This window comes from Paraglaciecola arctica (genome assembly GCF_018861065.1).
Taxonomy (GTDB): Bacteria; Pseudomonadota; Gammaproteobacteria; order Enterobacterales; family Alteromonadaceae; genus Paraglaciecola; species Paraglaciecola arctica_B.
The window spans coordinates 223,744-244,141 of sequence record NZ_JAHKQO010000045.1 but is presented as its reverse complement, the minus strand read 5'-3'; the positions used below and the strand labels follow the sequence as shown (position 1 = coordinate 244,141).

Sequence of the window (20,398 nt, the reverse complement as noted above, 5' to 3'; positions counted from 1 at the left end):
ATACCCTGTTTCAGAGCAATACATTTACTGAACAAAAAATCGCCGCGCAGTGTACCAAAATAGATGAATTAAGCAATCGGAATATTAATGATGGCAGCAAATTTGATAGCGACAACTCATAACCTTTTTAAAGGCTATATTCTGCAATGTGCATTTTGAGGTGTTATAGGGATATGTTATTATCCGCGCCCTTAAATTGGCTAACGAAATAAAGATACGGTTCAGCATGTTAGATAATATTCGCGTAGTGTTAGTTAATACGTCTCACACAGGCAACATTGGTTCTGCGGCCCGGGCCATGAAAACTATGGGCTTGAGTAAGTTAGTCTTAGTTGATCCCGTTGCACCACCAGATGGTAAATCCAGTGCTTTAGCTGCCGGGGCGGGTGATGTGTTAGCGAATGCCAAAACAGTGGATACTTTGGCTGAAGCAGTGGCAGATTGTGGGCTAGTGATTGGCACGAGTGCCCGTTCTCGGACGTTATCCTGGCCAATGTTAGAGCCACGTGGATGTGGCGAAAAGTTAATAAGTGAAGTCTCTAAGTATCCGGTTGCCTTAGTTTTTGGACGTGAAAACAATGGCTTAAGTAATGATGAATTGCAGCAATGCCATTTTCATGTATGTATTCCTGCTAATCCTGACTATAGCTCGCTAAATTTGGCGGCAGCTGTGCAAACCTTGTGCTACGAAGTGCGTATGGCTTACTTGAATGCCACTCGAAATTCATTTCCTGATAATAATCCTGAAGATGCAGAGTACCCTTTGTCTCAAGATCTAGAAGGTTTTTATAGTCATTTGGAACAAACCCTTATTAAAACGAATTTCATCATTGCTAATCATCCGGGTATGGTTATGACTAAGTTACGCCGCTTGTACAATCGCGCTCGCCCTGAAACTGCAGAATTGAACATATTACGTGGCATTTTGTCATCGGTCGATAAAGCCTTTAAAAATCGAGAAAAGTAGACCAGTAGCCTTAGTTTGGGATAAAAAATGTTCAGCAGAATCAGAGAAGATATAAAAAGTGTGTTTCATCGTGACCCCGCGGCGCGTAATACCTTTGAAATACTCACTAATTATCCCGGTTTACACGCCATTTGGATCCATCGCCTTAGTCATAAACTGTGGAAAGCGAATTGGAAATGGTTAGCGCGTTCTATTTCAACTTTTTCCCGTTGGTTAACTGGAGTCGAAATTCATCCCGGAGCCACACTTGGACGACGCTTTTTTATCGATCATGGTATGGGAGTGGTGATTGGCGAAACCGCTGAAATTGGTGATGATGTGACCCTGTATCATGGTGTAACCCTTGGGGGAACCAGATGGAATGCAGGTAAGCGGCATCCTACTTTAGAAGACAATGTAGTAGTGGGCGCTGGCGCAAAGGTGCTTGGGCCGATCACTATGCACAAAGGTGCAAAAGTGGGATCCAATTCAGTAGTAGTGCGTGATGTACCAGCAAATGCCACCGTTATAGGTATTCCCGGTCGGGTCGTTGTACAACAAACCAAACCTGAAGCACCTACTAATGGTGATAGAGAAAGAATTGCTAAAAAATATGGTTTTGATGCCTATGCGGTAGCAACCGATAATCCTGATCCCATAGCCCATGCTATAGGAGTGATGGTAGATCACGTGCATTTGGTGGACACAAAAGTAGAAGAAATGTGTAAAGCCATCAATAAGATGGGAGGGGATGTCTGTGGTAAATCACTCCCAACTTTAGAGCTCGATGATTTCGCGGACAATGAATTAGCCAGCGATATAAAAAAGGCCTGTGACGCCTTCGACCCTCAGATATAATACCCGACTAAAACACTAGGTTAAATACTTGACTAAAATAGTCGGGTATGTGAAAATTCGACTCAAGTTTGGTAGGGGATAGATTACTATGAAATTGACATCTAAAGGTCGTTACGCGGTAACAGCAATGTTAGATGTGTCGTTACATTCGCAACGTGGACCTGTGTCTTTAGCTGATATATCCGAGCGCCAAGAAATTTCTTTGTCATATCTTGAGCAATTGTTTTCGCGTTTACGTAGAGAACAATTAGTCGATAGTGTACGTGGTCCTGGTGGTGGATATAAGTTAGGTCGTGAAGCGTCTGAAATATCTATCGGTGAGGTGATTCGAGCCGTGAATGAGTCTGTTGACGCGACTAAGTGTCAGGGGCAGGGTGGTTGCCAAGGCGGTGAACGTTGTTTAACCCATAATTTGTGGGAAGGCCTAAGCGACAGAATTAGCGTATTTCTAGACGGCATCACCTTAGGTGAATTAATGCTTCAACATGACGTGAAGCAAGTAGCAGAAAGACAAGACAAACATAAACATCATAATCAAATAGCTGCAAACGACATCAGTATTAGCTTGCAGCTTTAGTGGAGTAAAAAATGAGCGAATTAAAGCTTCCGATCTATCTGGATTATTCTTCAACAACACCCGTTGATCCTCGTGTCGCTGCCAAAATGGCCGACTGTTTAACTACTGAAGGTGTATTCGGTAACCCCGCTTCTCGTTCTCACAAATTTGGATGGGTTGCAGAAGAAGCAGTAGATATTGCTCGTAATCAAATTGCTGATTTGGTGAATGCGGATCCAAGAGAAATTGTTTTTACGTCTGGCGCAACTGAGTCAAATAACCTAGCTATTAAAGGCGCGGCGAATTTTTACGGTAAGAAAAATAAGCACCTCATTACTATCAAAACTGAGCATAAAGCAGTATTAGATACTATGCGTCAGCTAGAGCGTGAAGGATTTGAAGTTACCTACCTTGATCCTGAACCAAATGGTTTGGTTGACCTAGATAAATTAAGCGCGGCTATTCGTCCAGATACTATCTTGATCAGTGTTATGCACGTCAACAATGAAATTGGTGTGATCCAAGATATCGCTGCTATCGGTGAAATGTGCCGTGAACACAAGATTTTATTCCACGTAGATGCGGCTCAAAGCACCGGCAAAGTGCCAATCGATTTACAAACTATGAAGGTCGATTTGATGTCGTTTTCTGCTCATAAAACTTATGGGCCAAAAGGCATTGGTGCGTTGTATGTACGTCGTAAACCGCGGATCCGTCTTGAAGCACAAATGCACGGTGGCGGTCATGAGCGTGGCATGCGTTCGGGTACTATGGCGACTCACCAAATTGTGGGTATGGGCGAAGCATTTAGGATCGCCAAAGAAGAAATGGCTGCTGAAAACGAACGTTTGATGATGCTACGTAATAAATTATGGAATGGCATCAAAGATATGGAAGCTGTATACCTAAACGGTGATATGGATAGTCGTATCGCAGGTAACCTAAATGTAAGTTTTGCTTATGTTGAAGGTGAGTCTTTGATTATGGCACTAAAAGATATGGCGGTATCTTCTGGCTCGGCTTGTACTTCTGCCAGTCTAGAGCCCTCCTATGTATTGCGTGCATTAGGCTTGAATGACGAACTAGCTCACAGTTCAATTCGTTTCACTATGGGGCGTTTTACCACTGAAGCAGAAATTGATTATGTAATTGATGTAATCCGTAACGCAATTGAAAAGTTACGTGACATGTCGCCACTTTGGGATATGTACAAAGAAGGTATAGATTTAAGCACAGTAGAATGGGCTCATCACTGAGTTCTTAAGCAATAAATTGCTGAATTAATATTAATGTGCTGTGGAAACAAACTGAGCAGTGCATAACAAAAGGTAAAAGATCATGGCTTACAGCGAGAAAGTAATCGACCACTACGAAAACCCACGTAACGTAGGTGGTTTTGATAAAAACGATCCTAGCGTAGCAACAGGAATGGTTGGCGCACCGGCATGTGGCGACGTAATGAAATTGCAACTTAAAATCGATGCAGATGGCATTATTGAAGATGCGAAATTTAAAACCTACGGTTGTGGGTCGGCGATTGCCTCTAGCTCATTGGTAACTGAATGGGTTAAAGGTAAGTCTATCGATGAAGCAACAGCTATTAGTAATATGGATATAGCGGAAGAGTTAGCATTACCACCAGTAAAAATTCACTGCTCTATTTTGGCTGAAGATGCCATTAAAGCAGCTGTGGAAGATTATAAAAGTCGTCAAACAAAGTAAAAACTAAAGTAGGAGTAGCCAGTGGCAATTACCGTATCCGACACCGCAGCACAACGAGCCAAAACTTTTCTTGAAAATAGAGGGTCAGGTTTAGGGTTGCGTTTAGGTGTTAAAACCACAGGCTGCTCTGGATTAGCTTATGTACTTGAATTTGTTGATGAGGTGAATGCCGACGATAAATTATTTGAAGATAACGGTGTAAAAATTATTGTTGACGGTAAAAGCTTAGTGTACCTAGATGGCACCCATTTAGACTTTGCGAAAGAAGGTTTAAATGAAGGTTTTCAGTTTACTAACCCAAACGCCAATGGCGAGTGTGGTTGTGGCGAAAGCTTCAACGTTTAGTGCTATTTTTGTTATTCAGCGCTTCAGTTAAAATGCAGCAAACCTAAATTAAATCAGATGAATTATTTCGAACTTTTTAAAATTCCTGTGTCATTCGACGTAGACTTATCTGTGTTGCCACAAACTTATCAACAACTGCAGCGCTTAACTCATCCAGATAAATTTGCTAGCGGTAGTGAGCAGCAAAAGTTAGTGGCTCTTCAAAAAAATGCCCAAGTCAATGAGGCATACTCGGTGCTCAAATCCCCTTTATCTAGAGCTGAATATTTGTTGAGTTTGCGTGGTATTGATTTACAACATGAACAACAAACCATCAAAGATACCGCCTTTTTGATGCAACAAATGGAATGGCGAGAAGAGTTGGCAGAAATAGATGAGCAGGCTGACCCTCTAAGTGCGTTGTCCACTTTGGAACTCGAAATTCAACAAAGCGTTAAAAACGACTTAGCTCGGTTGAGAGAATATCTTGAAAGTGAGCAACTTGATGCAAATGAAAAAGCTGCGGATATCATTCGCCAGCTTAAATTTTTATACAAGATGTTAACCGAAATTGAACTTAAAGAAGACTCGTTGAGTGACTTCTAACCTTATTCATTGCAACAAAAAAGAAACGAATTAGACCATGGCATTACTGCAAATATCTGAACCCGGTCAAAGCGCCGCGCCACATCAACGTAAATTAGCTGTAGGTATTGACCTAGGTACGACCAACTCTTTAGTGGCCTCGGTGCGAAGTGGCGAGGCTCTCACCCTACCTGACACTCAAGGTAGGCATTTATTGCCCTCAGTCGTGAGATATTTAGCTGACTCTGAAGTGGTAGGTTATGATGCTAAACAGCAAGCAAGCCTAGACCCTAGTAATACTATTGTTTCAGTTAAACGGTTTTTAGGCCGTTCAGTCGCGGATATTCAAACCGCCTACCCGAATTTACCTTACCAATTTACCCAGTCTCAGTCGCCAGTGATGGCCGTTACTTCAGGTAACGTCAACCCAGTGCAAGTATCAGCAACAATTTTGGCTGAACTTAAAACGCGAGCTGAACAAACTTTAGGTGATGAGTTACAAGGTGCGGTTGTAACTGTTCCTGCCTATTTTGATGATGCACAGCGTCAAGGAACGAAAGATGCCGCTGCATTGGCTGGCTTGAAAGTGTTGCGTTTGTTGAACGAGCCTACAGCAGCCGCTGTTGCTTATGGTTTGGATTCAGGACAAGAAGGCGTTATTGCGGTTTACGATTTGGGTGGAGGTACCTTCGATATATCAGTTTTACGCCTTAGTAAAGGGGTGTTTGAAGTGTTGTCTACCGGAGGTAATTCAGCTCTTGGTGGGGACGACTTTGACGCATTACTGGTTGGGTTTATTCGTGAAAATAGCGAACTCAACGGAGATTTGTCTAAAAGTTTACACCGTACTCTTTTAGACAAAGCCAAAGAAGCCAAAGAAATTCTAAGTCGCGAATCCGCTTATACAGTCGAATTTGAAGACGATAGCGGTCAGCAGCATTCAGTCATTATCTCTGTAGAAAAATTTGAATCCTTAATTGCGCCTTTAGTTAAAAACACCTTGAAAGCGTGTAAGCGAGCCTTAAAAGACGCAGGGCTTGAAAAAGAGCAAGTCATTGAAGTAGTGATGGTGGGTGGGTCGACCCGAGTGCCTTTAGTTTGCCAAGAAGTTGGTGAGTTTTTTGCGCGTACACCATTAACTTCAATTGACCCCGATAAAGTTGTCGCAGTGGGAGCGGCGATTCAAGCTGATATATTAGTGGGTAACAAACCCGAAAGTGACATGTTATTGCTAGACGTATTGCCGTTATCGCTCGGTATTGAAACCATGGGAGGCTTAACAGAAAAAGTTATCCATCGTAATACCACTATTCCCGTGGCTAAAGCCCAAGAATTTACCACTTTCAAAGATGGCCAAACCGCCATGATGGTGCATGTGGTGCAGGGTGAAAGAGAGTTGGTTAACGACTGTCGCTCTTTAGCAAAGTTCGCGCTACAAGGCATACCGCCTATGGCGGCTGGCGCAGCTCATATTCGCGTCACTTTCCAAGTGGATGCTGATGGATTATTAAATGTAAGTGCCATGGAAAAGTCTACCGGAGTGAAAGCGCAAATTCAGGTTAAGCCTTCTTACGGATTGGAAGATAGCGAAATAGCCGAAATGCTCAAAGCGTCAATGGATAACGCCGAAGAAGATATGCAGGCGCGCATGCTTAAGGAGCAGCAAGTTGAAGCCGCCAGAGTACAAGAAAACCTACAAGCAGCCTTAGACGCAGATGGTGCCGCTTTACTTGAACCAACTGAAATTCAAACGATAGAAGTAGGACTAGCTAAGTTAAACGAGTTGGCTAGAGGCACAGACAAAGAAGCGATTAAAGCCGCTATTGAACAAGTAGACAAATTAAGCGAAGCCTTTGCTCAAAAACGTATGGATCAATCCATTAAAAGTGCGTTTTCTGGACAATCGGTTGATCGTATCTAAACCGAATCACTATACTGAATAATAGGAATTGAGCTATGCCACAAGTAATCTTTTTACCCCATGATGAGTTGTGCCCAGACGGCGCTGTTTTAGAAGGTGAAAAAGGCACTTCTGTATTAAATCTAGCGTTAAAAAATGGTATCGGTATTGAACATGCCTGCGAGAAAGTCTGTGCTTGCACTACTTGCCATGTCATTGTCCGTGAAGGTTTTGATTCGCTAGACGAGGGCGACGAGTTGGAAGAAGACATGTTAGATAAAGCATGGGGACTAGAACCTGAGTCGAGACTTAGCTGCCAAGCGATTATTCAAGATGAAGATCTCGTAGTGGAAATTCCTAAGTACACTGTCAATATGGTGAGTGAAGGGCATTAATTTTTTGGGGTTTTACTAGCTTCAAGAAGGGTAATTACAGTGATGTTTTTACCCTTTTTTAGTTTCTGGAAGGCACAAAGAAGTTTCCGTATCAAAGCAACAAGCGTAGCCTTAGTTCATCTTCTCCTCATGTAAGCTTTTATATACTTTAAAAAGAGCTTGTTGCTGTTTAACCTCCGCTTTGTAACGATGAATAATGACACTTGTCCTTAACCATAACTTTATTAATGAGTAGAGAATTTGCTATGAAACTATTATTGGTCGAAGATTCTGAAGCATTGCGCAGGGCGGTTGTTAAGGCCTTGAAGGCTTCAGGGTTTGCGGTCGATGCCACTGGCGATGGCCAAGAGGGGTTATGGATGGCATTGGAGCATGATTACGATGTGATCATTCTCGATATCATGTTGCCTGGGTTAGATGGGACAAAGGTGCTAAAAAAGTTACGGGAAGCTAACAATGAATCACCAGTGTTATTTCTTACTGCGAAGGACTCGATTGAAGATCGGGTAGCAGGGTTACGTTTAGGTGCCGATGATTATTTGGTGAAATCTTTCGCGATTGAAGAGCTCATTGCTAGAGTCGAAGTGTTAGCAAGGCGCAAATACCAAATACGCTCACCTAAGTTAGTAGTTGGGGATCTGGTTTTGGATAGATCCGCAAAAACTGTGAGGCGAGCTGAACAAAATATTGTCTTGTCTTCTCAACTGTTTGCTTTATTAGAATACCTAATGGTAAACGCTGGTTCTGTTATTTCGCGGAGTCAAATAGAGCAGCACATTTATGACGAGCAAGTATCGCCTATGAGTAATGTGGTCGATACCGCTGTATGTGCTTTGCGAAAAGCGATTGTGGTGACTAATGATTGCCCTGCATTGATCCATACTCGCAGGGGGATGGGATATTTGATGAGTGTAGACAAACCATGAAGAGGCTTTTGTGAAGAGTATTCGCAGTCAGCTACTACTTTGGCTTGTGCCCAGCTTTGTCATAATTGCGTTTTTAGCTGGTTCATCTTTATATTTATCCGAAAAACGTAGACTGGAAGCGAATCTCGATAATGAGTTGAATGAGTTTGTGCGCATAATGAAGTTGACCCTTAAACGACCCTCGCCACCTTTTGCTGGTCCATTTAACATGGCACCGGAATTTGTTTCTAGCGTAAAGAAGAAGCTTAACGATGACAGTAGTGGATATTATATGCAATCTTGGGCCGAAGATGGTAGCACATTAAATAAATCCTTAAGTCTTGGCGACCAGCAAATCATTCGTCCTAATCGAATAAATCAGCAGCTACAAGATAGCGGTGAATATGTTGAATATGACTCTAAGTTAATGTCTGGAGACGAAATACGCGTTTATGCATTTAGTTTACAAGGCAATCCTAGAAGAGCAACGTCAGATGTATCTGTAGCCATTAGTAAAAAAGTTATTAATCAACGGTTGGCAAATTTCGCTTTAGAATTGACGGTAGGGGGCATGTTTTTTTGTATCCTTTTATCAGCAATACTTGTACTTGTGATTAGGCGATCCTTGGTACCGATACAAAACTTGACTGAACAAGTCGCTAAAGTAGAAGCGGGATCTCTGCACAACAGATTAATAGAAGAGAATGTGCCTACTGAAATCACCCCATTGGTAGATAGGTTAAATCAATTATTGACGAGATTAGAGCAAAGCTTTCTTCGAGAGAGGCAGTTTAATAGTGATCTTGCCCATGAATTACAAACCCCATTAGCGGCAATTCGCACAACCAGTGAAGTAGCATTGAAATGGCCAGAACAATCTTCATTTGACGATTATCGCTATATTGCTGAGTCAACAATTCAGCTACAACAAACAATTGATAGCCTATTGACGTTAGCTCGAATAGAAAGTTCTGGAAACGAAACTCTGTCAGAAAGTGTCAGTGTTTTCACCATAGTAGAAGAGTGCTTATCATTACATGCAAACTCAATAGAAGCTCGCGGCATAGATATCATACTCGACGTTAATAGAGCGCAAAGTTTACGCAGTGATCCGCGCTTACTACGTATTATCTTATCTAATTTGTTGAGCAATGCTGCTGACTATGCGCCAGAAAATAGTGAAGTCACCATAGCTGGTGACTTGTTATTGAATAATCAAGGCACGTCAAACTATCAATTAAATAGCACAGTGTTAACTGTAGTTAATTCAGCTCCTAACCTTACAAAAGGTGATTTGGTAACTATGTTTGACCGGTTATGGAGAAAAGATAGCTCACGCACCGGATCTAAACATGTTGGGCTAGGGCTTTCTATTGCCCGTACAGCAGCCAAAGCCTTGTCACTTGAAATAACTGCTGACTTAGTAGAACAATCCACTCCAGAGCAAAAGATAAAAATGAGTTTAACTGTTGTAGACAAGAAGTTTTAAAAAACTGGTAGCTCGTGCGTAAATACGCAGTATAAAGTTATCAAGGGAACGTTCGTCGAATACTCCATCTTCAAAACATAATTTTTACCGAAGTAATTTTATTGTCTAAATATCTTGGCGCTCATCTTCCACTCATCTTCATCGCGATACTCTAGGCAAACTTAGTCAGTAAATTTAAATATTTTGGAGCGGCACTGTTATGGTTAACCCAAAAAATAAAATATCGTTTCACTTATTGTGCTTGTCGGCATTTGTTGTTCTTCTCGCTGGTTGCGGAGGCAGCAGTAACACGGATACAGTGGATGATGAAAATCCCACATCTGCAAAACCAACAGTTACGTTATCTGTTAGCCCAGAGAGTATCGAGGTTGGCCTCGGCACCACAATTACCTGGACCAGTGAGCTAGCAACTACATGTGTCGCTTCAAGCGCTTGGAGCGGTGATAAGGCGCTTAATGGAACTGAGGATAGTCAAGTATTTGAAACTAAAGGCTCATATGAATTTGTTCTGAGTTGTGGTGGTGAAGGAGGAACCACTGTAGTCACGCAGCAAATTACAGTGTCAGAAGCGAGTACTGATGATAACAATACATCATCTAGCAAACTCAACTCTGGCATGGCGTATTTGAATGATACTGGTATTGGGTTTGGCTCTAATGCGACAAACAACGGAACAAGTTGTAGTACCACTATCACTGGCTCAAACGGCACGCCACTAGAGCAAGATTGTAGTCAGGGTCGCAGTGTCACGGCTAGTTCAAGTAGTGTTGGCGAGAACGGCTTTGATTTTACCCGTATTAATGCTGATGGCAGTGAATACAGTGGTAATGGAAACTTTTCTTCTGAGCCTTGGGCATGTGTTCGCGATGATCGTACAGGTTTAATGTGGGAAGTAAAAACCACTAATGGCGATATTCATGATAGAAATAATTTTTATCGCTGGGGCGGTTTAACGGCGCAAGATAGAGACAATATTGATCGCGAAGGAGATTATTATGATGATTGGAACAGCCTGATCATCAGCACTAATCAATCCAATTTTTGTGGTTTCAGCGATTGGCGCGTGCCTAACAATAATCAATTCATGTCATTAGTAAATTTCGGCAATAGTTTTGGTCCAACTTCTCACAAGATTGACCAGAATTATTTTCCTAATGCAACTAGCGATTTTTATTGGACGGCAACACCTTATCGCGGCGCACACAGTGAATTTTATGCTTGGGCATTCCAGTTGGCATTTGGAAATAACAAGAATATTCAACGTTATCAGCCTTCAGCATTACGATTGGTAAGGGTAATGGATCCTTACGCAGGCAGTGTAGATCAAACCCCAGATGAGCGTTATGAAGTTCACAATAATGGTACTGTGACAGATCTTGCTACAGGATTAATGTGGGCACAATGTGTAGCTGGTCTTAGCGGCGCAACCTGTGATAGCGGAACCGCTCAAAGCATGGATTGGGGATTAGCACTTGAATATGCTCAAACCAGTGAGTTTGCGGGTTATAGTGACTGGCGCTTACCAAATATTAAGGAGCTCTATTCGCTGGTGGACTTCAACCGAGTCGAGCCTGCAATTAATTTAAATATTTTCCCAGCGACCACGGTGGAGTACACATGGAGTTCATCGCCTATGATCGACTTTTCTCAAGACGCTTGGTTCGTTAACTTCAAAGCAGGCTTGAACTGGTTTAAAGGTCGCAGCGATAACATGTTAGTCAGAATGGTACGTGCTGGTAGTGATGACTTAGCACTAGCAGAGCCGGATGTGCAAGAAGGTACGGCTATTGTTGTCGATGATGGCTTAGGTACGTCAGAGGGTGTGATGCAGCCAGTTGACGTACATGCAAAGGTGCTAATTGATGAACAGGGTTTTACCGGTGATCCAACTACTGGCCGAGATTTACCTAATATCAATGATGACAAAGCGCAGCTAGGAAAAGCTTTGTTCTATTCTAAGCGTTTGAGTGGCGAGTACGATACAGCATGCGCCTCTTGTCATCACCCAGTACTAGGCGGCGGTGACAATCTCTCTTGGCCTGTTGGCTATGACGCTGTAGATGTATTTCACAACTTTTCTTCGAATACGTTAGGTTCTGGTCGTTATTTTAACGGCAGTGATGTTGATGAATTACCAGGCTATCCAGTGATCGGCCGTAATGCGCCTACTTTATTCAACGTGGGTCTGTTAGATCGGAGTTTGTTTTTGGATGGCCGTGTAGAGAGTGTGAGTGGTACACCTGGAGCCCGAGGTACAGATGCAGGTATTATTTCACCTGACTCCCCTAGTTACGGAACTGTGGATAATAACATTCCTGAGGGCGCGTCATTGGTCAATGCACAGTCACGTTTCCCGACTGTTATTGAAAACGAAATGCGCGGTGAGGAGCCTCTGACGGGTAATAATAACCAAGCCTACCGCGATATGTTGGCTGCTCGCTTTGTCGGAAATGACGAATGGAAAGCTCTGTTTAAGGTTGCATATGGCGATAGCGACATAAACTTTGATCGTATCGCAGAAGCTCTGGCCGCCTTCGAAGAGTCCATGGTGTTTACCGATAATCCTTGGCAAGAATATGTGGCTGCCCTTCGAGGAGATACTGGGGCAGATATAGATGTGATGAGCCAAAATGAGAAGATTGGCGCAGTGTTGTTTATGACCGCAGGAGATGAAGGTGGGGCAGCCTGCAGTGAGTGTCACTCAGGTGATGCGTTCACTGATGGCGAATATCATGCCATTGGTTTAGGTCAAGTAGGGCCAGGCAATGGCGATAGTTCGAGTTTTCCGCCGGTGAATAACAGTGATTTTGGACGCGCCAATATCAGTGGTGATGTGGGCGATACGTATCACTTCCGTACCTCACCTTTGCTCAATATAACCGAAACGGGTCCTTACATGCATAACGGTGCGTTATCCACTTTGCGTCAAGTTATGGATGTTTACGGTAACCCTGGGGGAGGTATGAACGAACTTTTCGGGGTGAATAGCATTTTAAATGGCAATGCGATGTTTAATGAAACGGGTCGTGCTGATTACTGTAACCTGACATCTGTTATTAATATAATGGAAAAAACAGGGGAAACCTGTGAGCAGGTTTATAACAATATGAATCCTGACGCATTTGATAATACACGAATTCTATTTCGTCAAACTTTTGATGAAACAGTATCGAATTCGCCTGCACCTGAGATTGATATAAACACCGACCAATCTACTACTGTGATTGACTTTATGGGCACATTAACTGACCCCTGCGTAACAAGTCGAGAATGCTTACAACCTTGGATATACGATGCTAGCAATTGGACGGAGCACCCTGATTACAATGATGATCCAAACTTGATATTAATTGGGGAGGATAAAGATGGCAATAAACTGTAATGCAATGATCTATGAGGTAATGTTAGATTAAATTTGTGTTTGCATTTGCTGCTATCTTATTTGTTCTAAGATGAAGGTATCCTCAATAACGTAAACAAAGCGTAGTAACTATTGAGTCTTAAAAATTTTGAAACCATTGAAAACCAGCTGTTAGCTGGTTTTTTGTTAACAGGCGTTTATACTTTTCGGAAGAAATTTGTATTTTAACTGTTTTTATATACAGTATTTGATATAGTCTATTTTGACCGAATTAATCTAAAGAGAGCAAATTATGGCAGTCATTACACGTTATGTTGTTGAACACAAAGGGGTGGAGAAGTTTGTGAGCGCAGATAAAAAAGAAGCGGATCAGTACGACAAGATGTTAGATGTAGCTGATAACCTCAGTGAGTACATTGAGGGAAAAGGCTTTAACCTCGATGCTTCGGTTCTCGAAGAGTTGTCTATTATGCTATCTAAAAATAAAGACTCTTTAACTAAGCTACTCAAAGGTACATCCGCTGACAGTTTGCTAAGCGAAGAAAAAGCCGATGTAGTTAAAATTGAAAAGAAAAAAGCCTAACTGGCTTTTTTTAGTTATAGAACCGCCATTGGATTCAAGTATTGAATTGGTTTAATCGACCTAATATAACCTGAACTTTGGATTGTTTTGGATATGTGCTCTGTTAACAAGTTAACTCAGATAGAGTAAACATAGTTAACCAATAAATGTAATGTATTCAATGTTGGAATACTTCTCATAAGAATGACTGATGTAAATATCAGCCTTCCACTTACAACAAAATTTCAACCAGCAAAACAACCCTCGATCTCATAACTATTGTGTTTTCTGTTGAATTAATTTTACTAAATTAGCTCGACGTGTTTTATAGGCGTTGTTTTCAACATTTTCGCAGATACTCTTTTTTATAACGAGGTCGCGCATTTCCAATGCTTTATCTAACTCGCCATTGGCTTCAAAACCATCTGCCAAACTGTCGTAGGCATCGGCTTTGTTTGGAAAGCGTTTAACATTGTCTTTGAATATGGCCAAGGCGGTAGAGAAGTCTTTTTGCTGCAATGCTTTGTAACCCAAACTATTAATGGCACGGTAACTGGGTTTTATTTCATAGCCATAAACTGCAGATTGTGTTTTGTAGAATTGTTTAATTGCTGGCATGCCTTGATCAATCACTGCTTGCGGTGCCTGTAATGATGCGTACAAACCCCGATAGGCTAATGCTTGTCCTGCTAATGCAGTAGAACCATGAGTTTCTGAGGTATCCAGATCGGCATTGTATCTAAAACCTTTGGGGGCGTGTGCTTCTAATAATACAGTATAGCGCTCATAAGAACTGAGCATAGGGCCGTCTTCGTTACCCATATTGGCATATAGATAATTATGTAATTCAGTGGTTTTGGCAAAAAAGTCTTCAGCCTGTTCAAAAATTACCTGATCGTGCCACCATAAGCTTGGACTAAAAGCAAAGTGAGCCTGAAATAGCTGAGGCCTAGACTGCAATGCATATACAGCTAATAAACCACCTAAAGAATGACCAGATAGTATTTTAAAATTATTAGTGCGATAGTTCTTAGCCATGTAGGGGATAAGTTCTTTCTCTATGAAATCTAAGAATCTATCAGCACCACCTGATATGCCCCATTGGTTATAACTTTCATCATAAGTTGGGGTGAAATCGCGGGTGCGATGAGTGTTTTTAATCGCCACAATGATCATCTCTTGGGCTTTATTATCTTGGTTAAGTAGGTCTAAGGTGCCAGCCGTATGCCGCAGATTTCTTTGTCCATCGAGTAAATACAGTACAGGATAGCGTCGAGAGCTGTATTTGTGGTAATTGTTGGGCAGATGTATCAGTAAATCACGCTGTTCATTGAGTATTTTTGACTGTAAACCGTCAACTGTAGCGCTGCCTCTTATCCCTGCTTTTACCCCACTGGTATTTATAATGGCTAACATAATGGTGATGAACATTACTTGTTTGCACAGTTTGAACATAAGCTAATCCTGGTATTTTTGTTGTATCAGTCTGTGCAACTAGGGTTAACTTTTTCTGCCGGAATGTAATGAATTTAAAGGGAAAAAAGGTGACAAAAAGGTGAATTAACTCTAACTAGTATATTTTTCTAATTAAAAAAGTTGTGTGTTAAGCTCATGTGCACACTGCATTATTCAAAATTTAGTACTCATTCTCTATGAAGCAATTTGGCTCATTTATCCTCGATCTTGATCAATCACGGCTATTACATAAAGGTTCTAAAGTAGAGGTAGAGATAGATCATAAGCTATTCGAATTACTCTCGTTATTCGTCCAACAGCCAAATACGATTATCTCTAGGCAAACTATTTTGGATGGTCTGTGGGCTGGCTCAATTGTTACCGACAATGCCATCAACAAACTCATTGCTAACCTTCGTAAAGTTCTGGGAGATGATGCAAAACAGCCACAGTATATTCAAACGGTGCCCAAAAGAGGCTATCGCTTGATAAGCGAAGTTACCTTGCTTGCATGCCCTACAGATGAAAATACGCCGTCCAGTGGTTTTCCCCGGTTAGACTTAGATAAAAACATTACAGTCGTTAAGAAAAAACCATTAATCAAAAAGATCGCTCACTACAGCATTATTAGCTTATTTTTGGTCTTTGTTGGCTTTTACATTTGGCAAGCACTCAATACCAAAGTTAATTTTGATAGCCACTATTCTGTTGCCTTAACCCGTGCTTCAGGTGCCGAACAGTCAGCCCAAATGCACCCTGATAATCAGCACCTGTATTACCTTAAAAATAATGAAAAAAGTACGCAAAATACATTGTGGGTAAAGAATATTCATACCTCAATAACCAAGCAAGTCGAAACAGGTGATGCACGTATAAGCGATATAATTGCTTTAATTGACGGCAAGGCGAATACCTCAACCCTTTTGTATCTCAATAAAAGTCCCAATGGTTGTGGTGTCTACCAAGTGGCCTTTTCGGTGCCAAGTTATACATTACAAACGCACCACAAATTATTTGATTGTGCTGATAAACGCATTAAAGATATTGATTATAACGTTCAACAACACACTCTTTACTACACTGCTCAACCAAAAAATTTCTGGCCAAATCAGGTCTATGCTTTTGACTTAAGCACTAAAGAGCAAATCTTAATCACTCAGGCAGAGCCACAAGGTTGGGGCCATCACAATATCGATGTTTCTCCAGATGGTAACAAGCTATTAATTATGAGCACCAATAGCGACTACAAAACTCAGGCACTGTCGCTAAATTTACTAAATAGTAAAATTACCGAAGGGGTAAAGTTTAGCCATCCAGTCACGGAAGCGATTTGGCACCACGATTCAAAGCAAATCTATTACTACGCACCTGAGCCAGCACAGCAAATAATAAAAAGTGAGTTCAATGGTGATAATGCTGTTGCAGTAGCGAGTGTGTCTGAAGCTTTGTCGTCTAATATGTCGCGATTTCCAGATGGAAAAAACATACTCTTTAGTACTGAAAACAAAAACCTCAATAACCGTTGGTTAACACCCTCGAATCAAATTCACAGTATTGATAATGCTACCGTTGCCGATACTTATCCCGGATTATTTCATCACAGTGAGCAATATCTATTTATTTCAAAGCGCAGCGGGCGCAGCCAACTTTATTTAGCCGACTACAACAAAAAGCAAGCCAAAATCGTCACTAACTTTTCTGAGGCCCATTGGCTCGGTTATCTCGTTGTTGCAGCCGATGATAAGAGTATTTTATTGAATGTGGATAATAAGGTTTACCAGCTAGCGATTAACCAGTTAGATGTGAATCACCCACTTACCTCACTTGAAGGTGCGCAGCTTGTTTACAGTAGTCAAAGCCCGATTATTGCAATCGATTGGTTAACTAGCGATAAAGTTGCGGTGACAGCAGTGAACTATGCGAATCCAGAGTTAGTGATTATTAACTTACCTGACCTGACGATTGAGCAACTTAAGGGGCAATGGGCCTACGGACTTAGCGATAGTACGCAACCACAGCTAAGTTATTTAATTGAGCAACAAAGTAATCAATTATATCGAGCTAACTCACGAGCTACGGAAGATGACACGCTCGAGCAGCCGCATAAGTTTGCCGACACACTGATCACCTTACCTAAAGGTTTTTATCACGTAAAGATAGACGCCAATACTTTGTATTATGTGACCACTGAAAACGACCAAGAATATTTACACTCAGTGTCGTTGAGTAATGACCAACGCAATAACCAAGCGAGACGCAAATATCGATTAAATGCCTTTTCTAGTTACGATGTGAGTAAGGGTAATATTATGCTTAGTGATATGGAGAAGTTAGAAGGCGATATTCATCGTACCCTGCTTTGAAATAGTTACTTATGTGATTCATCGGTCTGAAAATCCAGAACAATGGGGGAGCAGGACGCTAGGGCGAGCCATGCTTTACAACCCTCAAAATAACAAACTGAGCACGATTTGTAATTTGCTATTCGTTTGCAGATAGCTTTAATGACTTCAACATCACAGTGCGGCTGTCCGAACAAATTGCAATAAATTGTCCAAAAGAGTGGCAATAGATTCCTTCCATTACATTAATCCCAGTTACCACAGTTATCTTTGCTCTCTGTTGGCGCTAAAACAGCGTCTAAGAGTCGAGTGCCTCACACAAATGTTTTTTAAGTAACACTTGTTCGTTATGAGTAAGAGGTTGATCTTGCTCATTGCTAATAATAAACAAATCTTCAGCCCGTTCTCCAATGGTGGAGATTTTCGCTTGATGTAGTTTGAAATTAAGGGCAATAAACTGCTCGCTAATATTGGCGAGCAGTCCAGGTGCATCTAAAGCTTCTAGTTCAACTAAAGTTACATTGGTTTGACTAGGATAAAACCTGACTTTAGTTGGCACATCTAGCTGCTTCATTTGTCGAGACATTTTGCGCTTGTTGACGTGTTCTTCACCGGGTTTGTTTAACTGGGTTTCAACCGCATCCCTTAACGTATTTAAACGTGATACCGAAGTGATCCTGTCACCGTTATGTTCAAAAATAATAAAACTATCAAACATATAACCATCATGGGTACGCATAATTTGGGCATCGTGTATGGAGCAGTTTCGACTGTCTAAAACAGAAGCTATTTGCGCGAACATCATAGGTTTATCTTTACCATACACTATTAGCTCAGCACCTGACTTAGAGGTGTTTGCACTTGTACCAACAAGTAAAAAGTCATCGGTCATAGGGTGGGCAGCCAAAATGACATTGGCATGCCATGCTATTTGCGCAGGTTTGAAACGAGTAAAGTAGTCGTCGCTAAGTCGTTGCCAAAACTGCGATATTTGAGATTCGTTCATGCCGTTTTCAAGCATTGAAGCCATCGCTTTGGTTTGGTGTTCAGTAATCCGGTCTTGCAGCGCAACTTTACATTCTAAACCATTATCTAACGCCTTTTGGGTTAACAAATACAACTCACGCAATAGTGTAGATTTCCAATCATTCCAAAGATTGTCATTGGTTGCTCTAATATCCGCTAGCGTAAGTACATATAGGTGATTCAAGTTATTGTGTGTACGCACCGATTGTGCAAACTCGTTGATGACAGTTGGATCGTAGATATCTCGCCTTTGGGCAACAACAGACATTAGCAGGTGACTTTCTACTAACCATCTAATCAATTCAGTATCTTGGGTATTGATACCGTGGCGTTCGCAGAACTCTTTTACATCTACCGCACCGAGTTTGGAATGGTCACCGTTGCGGCCTTTTCCTATGTCGTGATAAATAGCGGCAATGTATAATAATTCAGGTTTATCAAGGTTTTTAACTATATTGCCGCAGCGTGGAAACTCTTTGTTTTCTGGTTGCGAATATTGATGGATGTTTTTGACCAATCTATGGGTATGTTCGTCGACTGTGTAGGCGTGAAACAAATCAAATTGCATCATGCCTACAATATGATCCCATTGGGGAATATAGGCCTGCAAAACTCCGTGTTTATGCATAATGTCCCAACCTAGAGAGAAAAAGTTAGGGTGTTTCATCAACAGTAAAAATAGCTCTCGGCATTCCTCTCGTTCCACATAATATTGTTTGCGAAATGCTCTTCGTGCAATACGCAATTGACGTAAACAACTGGAGTGTAAGTCTTGAATATCGGGGGTGTCAGCCAGTAATAATAGAAACTTCAAAATCGCTTCTGGCGAGGTAAAAACGTTGTCGTGAGTAGGAGCAATATAACCGTCAAGCAATTCAAAGTCGGCATTAACCTTGATTTGTTGTTTCACATTTAGGCTCAACACGTCTTGACTAAAACGTTGCATTAACATCTTATTCAGTTCACTGATCCTTCGAACCGTTCTAAAAAAGATTTTCATCATTTTTTCAACGGATTTTTTCCCGTCGTCACCATAGCCTAATCGCGTCGCTACATCAGCTTGGTAATCAAATAACAAACGATTTTCACTGCGCCCAGCGACTATGTGTAACGCAAACCTAATGCGCCAGAGAATCTCTCGACATTCTATTAACTCATCAAATTCTTGTTGGTTAAAATAACCGTGTTCTAGCAAATCTTTGCCATCGGTTGCATTAAAATGTTTTTTGGCTACCCAACCAATAGATTGGATATCTCGCAGACATCCAGGACTTTCCTTTACGTTGGGTTCTAAATTGTAAGAAGTGTCTTTGAATTTTGCATGGCGTGCTTTTTGTTCTTGATCTTTTGCCACAAAAAAATCTTTACTGCTCCAATATCCCCGACCATTTAGTTTTTGTTGTAAGTCATCGAACGTTGTTTGGCAGCCATTTAATATCCGCGCTTCCACCAAATTTGTTGCGATAGAGACGTCTTGTTTCGCAAGTTGAAAGGTTTCTTTTATGGTACGTACTGATTGACCCACATCCAAACCAATATCCCATAACAGAGTGATAAATCGGCTTATGTGTTCTTGTTGTTTTGTAGATAATGATTTTTTACTTAGCAATAATAAATCAATATCTGAATAGGGTTGAAGTTGGCCTCTCCCGTATCCACCCACTGCGACTAAGGCTAAATTTTTCTCTTTATGCAGTTCCATCAATTGCCAGATGTGTCTGAGCAAAGTGTCAACTAATGTGGCTCTCCCTAAAACCAGACCTGTTACTTCTCCAGAGCCTAATTCACTATCAAGCCACTCATAGCTATTTGAAACTATTGTTTTAAAGGCGGTAATATTATCTGTGCTATTAATTAGTTTTATTTGGCTAAGTAGGCTTTGTAAAGACAATATAAATACCTTTTATGGGTGGATGGTTGATCTATTGACACAAATTACGTGAATATTGGATTATGACAAATAACTATTTAC

General features: G+C 41.3%; 16 protein-coding genes. 14 read left to right on the top strand and 2 right to left on the bottom strand.

Annotated features, from left to right (window positions below; translation table 11 throughout):
- The first annotated feature begins 226 nt into the window (after nucleotides 1–226).
- From trmJ to KO534_RS20065, 13 genes are all read left to right on the top strand, one after another.
- Nucleotides 227–967 carry a tRNA (cytosine(32)/uridine(32)-2'-O)-methyltransferase TrmJ gene (gene trmJ / locus KO534_RS20125; RefSeq protein WP_215932614.1) on the top strand — a complete coding sequence of 247 codons (741 nt, stop codon included), beginning with the start codon at nucleotides 227–229 and terminating at the stop codon, nucleotides 965–967.
- Between the two features lie 27 nt (nucleotides 968–994).
- Nucleotides 995–1,804 (top strand): serine O-acetyltransferase, encoded by an 810-nt coding sequence (cysE, locus tag KO534_RS20120; protein ID WP_215932611.1) that lies wholly within the window; start codon nucleotides 995–997, stop codon nucleotides 1,802–1,804.
- Between the two features lie 88 nt (nucleotides 1,805–1,892).
- Complete coding sequence (iscR, locus tag KO534_RS20115) at nucleotides 1,893–2,381, top strand: Fe-S cluster assembly transcriptional regulator IscR (protein WP_215932609.1); 489 nt, start codon at nucleotides 1,893–1,895, stop codon at nucleotides 2,379–2,381.
- Nucleotides 2,382–2,392: 11 nt separating this feature from the next.
- The gene (locus tag KO534_RS20110; protein WP_215932607.1) at nucleotides 2,393–3,616 is read left to right on the top strand and encodes an IscS subfamily cysteine desulfurase; all 1,224 of its coding nucleotides are present in this window, start codon (nucleotides 2,393–2,395) and stop codon (nucleotides 3,614–3,616) included.
- A gap of 82 nt (nucleotides 3,617–3,698) precedes the next feature.
- A complete protein-coding gene (gene iscU / locus KO534_RS20105; protein WP_215932605.1) occupies nucleotides 3,699–4,082 on the top strand; it encodes a Fe-S cluster assembly scaffold IscU in 384 nt (127 codons plus the stop codon).
- Nucleotides 4,083–4,103: 21 nt separating this feature from the next.
- The gene (gene iscA, locus KO534_RS20100; protein ID WP_215932603.1) at nucleotides 4,104–4,427 is read left to right on the top strand and encodes an iron-sulfur cluster assembly protein IscA; all 324 of its coding nucleotides are present in this window, start codon (nucleotides 4,104–4,106) and stop codon (nucleotides 4,425–4,427) included.
- A 57-nt stretch (nucleotides 4,428–4,484) separates the two neighbouring features.
- Nucleotides 4,485–5,012: a co-chaperone HscB gene (hscB, locus tag KO534_RS20095; protein ID WP_215932601.1), complete on the top strand. Its 528-nt coding sequence runs from the start codon at nucleotides 4,485–4,487 to the stop codon at nucleotides 5,010–5,012.
- 37 nt (nucleotides 5,013–5,049) lie between these two features.
- Nucleotides 5,050–6,912 carry a Fe-S protein assembly chaperone HscA gene (gene hscA, locus KO534_RS20090; protein ID WP_215932599.1) on the top strand — a complete coding sequence of 621 codons (1,863 nt, stop codon included), beginning with the start codon at nucleotides 5,050–5,052 and terminating at the stop codon, nucleotides 6,910–6,912.
- Between the two features lie 35 nt (nucleotides 6,913–6,947).
- A complete protein-coding gene (gene fdx / locus KO534_RS20085; RefSeq protein ID WP_215932596.1) occupies nucleotides 6,948–7,286 on the top strand; it encodes an ISC system 2Fe-2S type ferredoxin in 339 nt (112 codons plus the stop codon).
- 245 nt (nucleotides 7,287–7,531) lie between these two features.
- Entirely contained in the window at nucleotides 7,532–8,212 is a 681-nt protein-coding gene (locus tag KO534_RS20080) for a response regulator transcription factor (RefSeq protein ID WP_215932594.1), read from the top strand.
- A gap of 10 nt (nucleotides 8,213–8,222) precedes the next feature.
- Entirely contained in the window at nucleotides 8,223–9,680 is a 1,458-nt protein-coding gene (locus KO534_RS23800) for a sensor histidine kinase (protein WP_215932591.1), read from the top strand.
- 199 nt (nucleotides 9,681–9,879) lie between these two features.
- Entirely contained in the window at nucleotides 9,880–13,062 is a 3,183-nt protein-coding gene (locus tag KO534_RS20070; RefSeq protein ID WP_215932588.1) for an Lcl domain-containing protein, read from the top strand.
- 271 nt (nucleotides 13,063–13,333) lie between these two features.
- Nucleotides 13,334–13,624 carry a YebG family protein gene (locus tag KO534_RS20065; protein ID WP_215932586.1) on the top strand — a complete coding sequence of 97 codons (291 nt, stop codon included), beginning with the start codon at nucleotides 13,334–13,336 and terminating at the stop codon, nucleotides 13,622–13,624.
- Between the two features lie 255 nt (nucleotides 13,625–13,879).
- Here KO534_RS20065 and KO534_RS20060 read toward each other — a convergent pair whose 3' ends face one another.
- Nucleotides 13,880–15,058 carry an alpha/beta hydrolase-fold protein gene (locus KO534_RS20060; RefSeq protein ID WP_252732286.1) on the bottom strand — a complete coding sequence of 393 codons (1,179 nt, stop codon included), beginning with the start codon at nucleotides 15,056–15,058 and terminating at the stop codon, nucleotides 13,880–13,882.
- Between the two features lie 197 nt (nucleotides 15,059–15,255).
- On the opposite strand from KO534_RS20060, the gene KO534_RS20055 reads away from it, so the two are divergent.
- Complete coding sequence (locus KO534_RS20055; RefSeq protein ID WP_215932583.1) at nucleotides 15,256–17,421, top strand: winged helix-turn-helix domain-containing protein; 2,166 nt, start codon at nucleotides 15,256–15,258, stop codon at nucleotides 17,419–17,421.
- 277 nt (nucleotides 17,422–17,698) lie between these two features.
- Here the strand turns inward: KO534_RS20055 and glnD are convergent, their stop codons facing one another.
- Entirely contained in the window at nucleotides 17,699–20,317 is a 2,619-nt protein-coding gene (glnD, locus tag KO534_RS20050; RefSeq protein ID WP_215932581.1) for a [protein-PII] uridylyltransferase, read from the bottom strand.
- Nucleotides 20,318–20,398: the final 81 nt, after the last annotated feature.

Coding starts and splice junctions, on each gene's coding strand:
- KO534_RS20055 (WP_215932583.1), top strand. CDS start 15,256: ATGAAGCAATTTGGCTCATTTATCCTCGATCTTGATCAATCACGGCTA.
- cysE (WP_215932611.1), top strand. CDS start 995: ATGTTCAGCAGAATCAGAGAAGATATAAAAAGTGTGTTTCATCGTGAC.
- KO534_RS20110 (WP_215932607.1), top strand. CDS start 2,393: ATGAGCGAATTAAAGCTTCCGATCTATCTGGATTATTCTTCAACAACA.
- iscU (WP_215932605.1), top strand. CDS start 3,699: ATGGCTTACAGCGAGAAAGTAATCGACCACTACGAAAACCCACGTAAC.
- trmJ (WP_215932614.1), top strand. CDS start 227: ATGTTAGATAATATTCGCGTAGTGTTAGTTAATACGTCTCACACAGGC.
- iscR (WP_215932609.1), top strand. CDS start 1,893: ATGAAATTGACATCTAAAGGTCGTTACGCGGTAACAGCAATGTTAGAT.
- KO534_RS20060 (WP_252732286.1), bottom strand. CDS start 15,058: ATGTTCAAACTGTGCAAACAAGTAATGTTCATCACCATTATGTTAGCC.
- fdx (WP_215932596.1), top strand. CDS start 6,948: ATGCCACAAGTAATCTTTTTACCCCATGATGAGTTGTGCCCAGACGGC.
- hscB (WP_215932601.1), top strand. CDS start 4,485: ATGAATTATTTCGAACTTTTTAAAATTCCTGTGTCATTCGACGTAGAC.
- KO534_RS20080 (WP_215932594.1), top strand. CDS start 7,532: ATGAAACTATTATTGGTCGAAGATTCTGAAGCATTGCGCAGGGCGGTT.
- hscA (WP_215932599.1), top strand. CDS start 5,050: ATGGCATTACTGCAAATATCTGAACCCGGTCAAAGCGCCGCGCCACAT.
- KO534_RS20070 (WP_215932588.1), top strand. CDS start 9,880: ATGGTTAACCCAAAAAATAAAATATCGTTTCACTTATTGTGCTTGTCG.
- KO534_RS20065 (WP_215932586.1), top strand. CDS start 13,334: ATGGCAGTCATTACACGTTATGTTGTTGAACACAAAGGGGTGGAGAAG.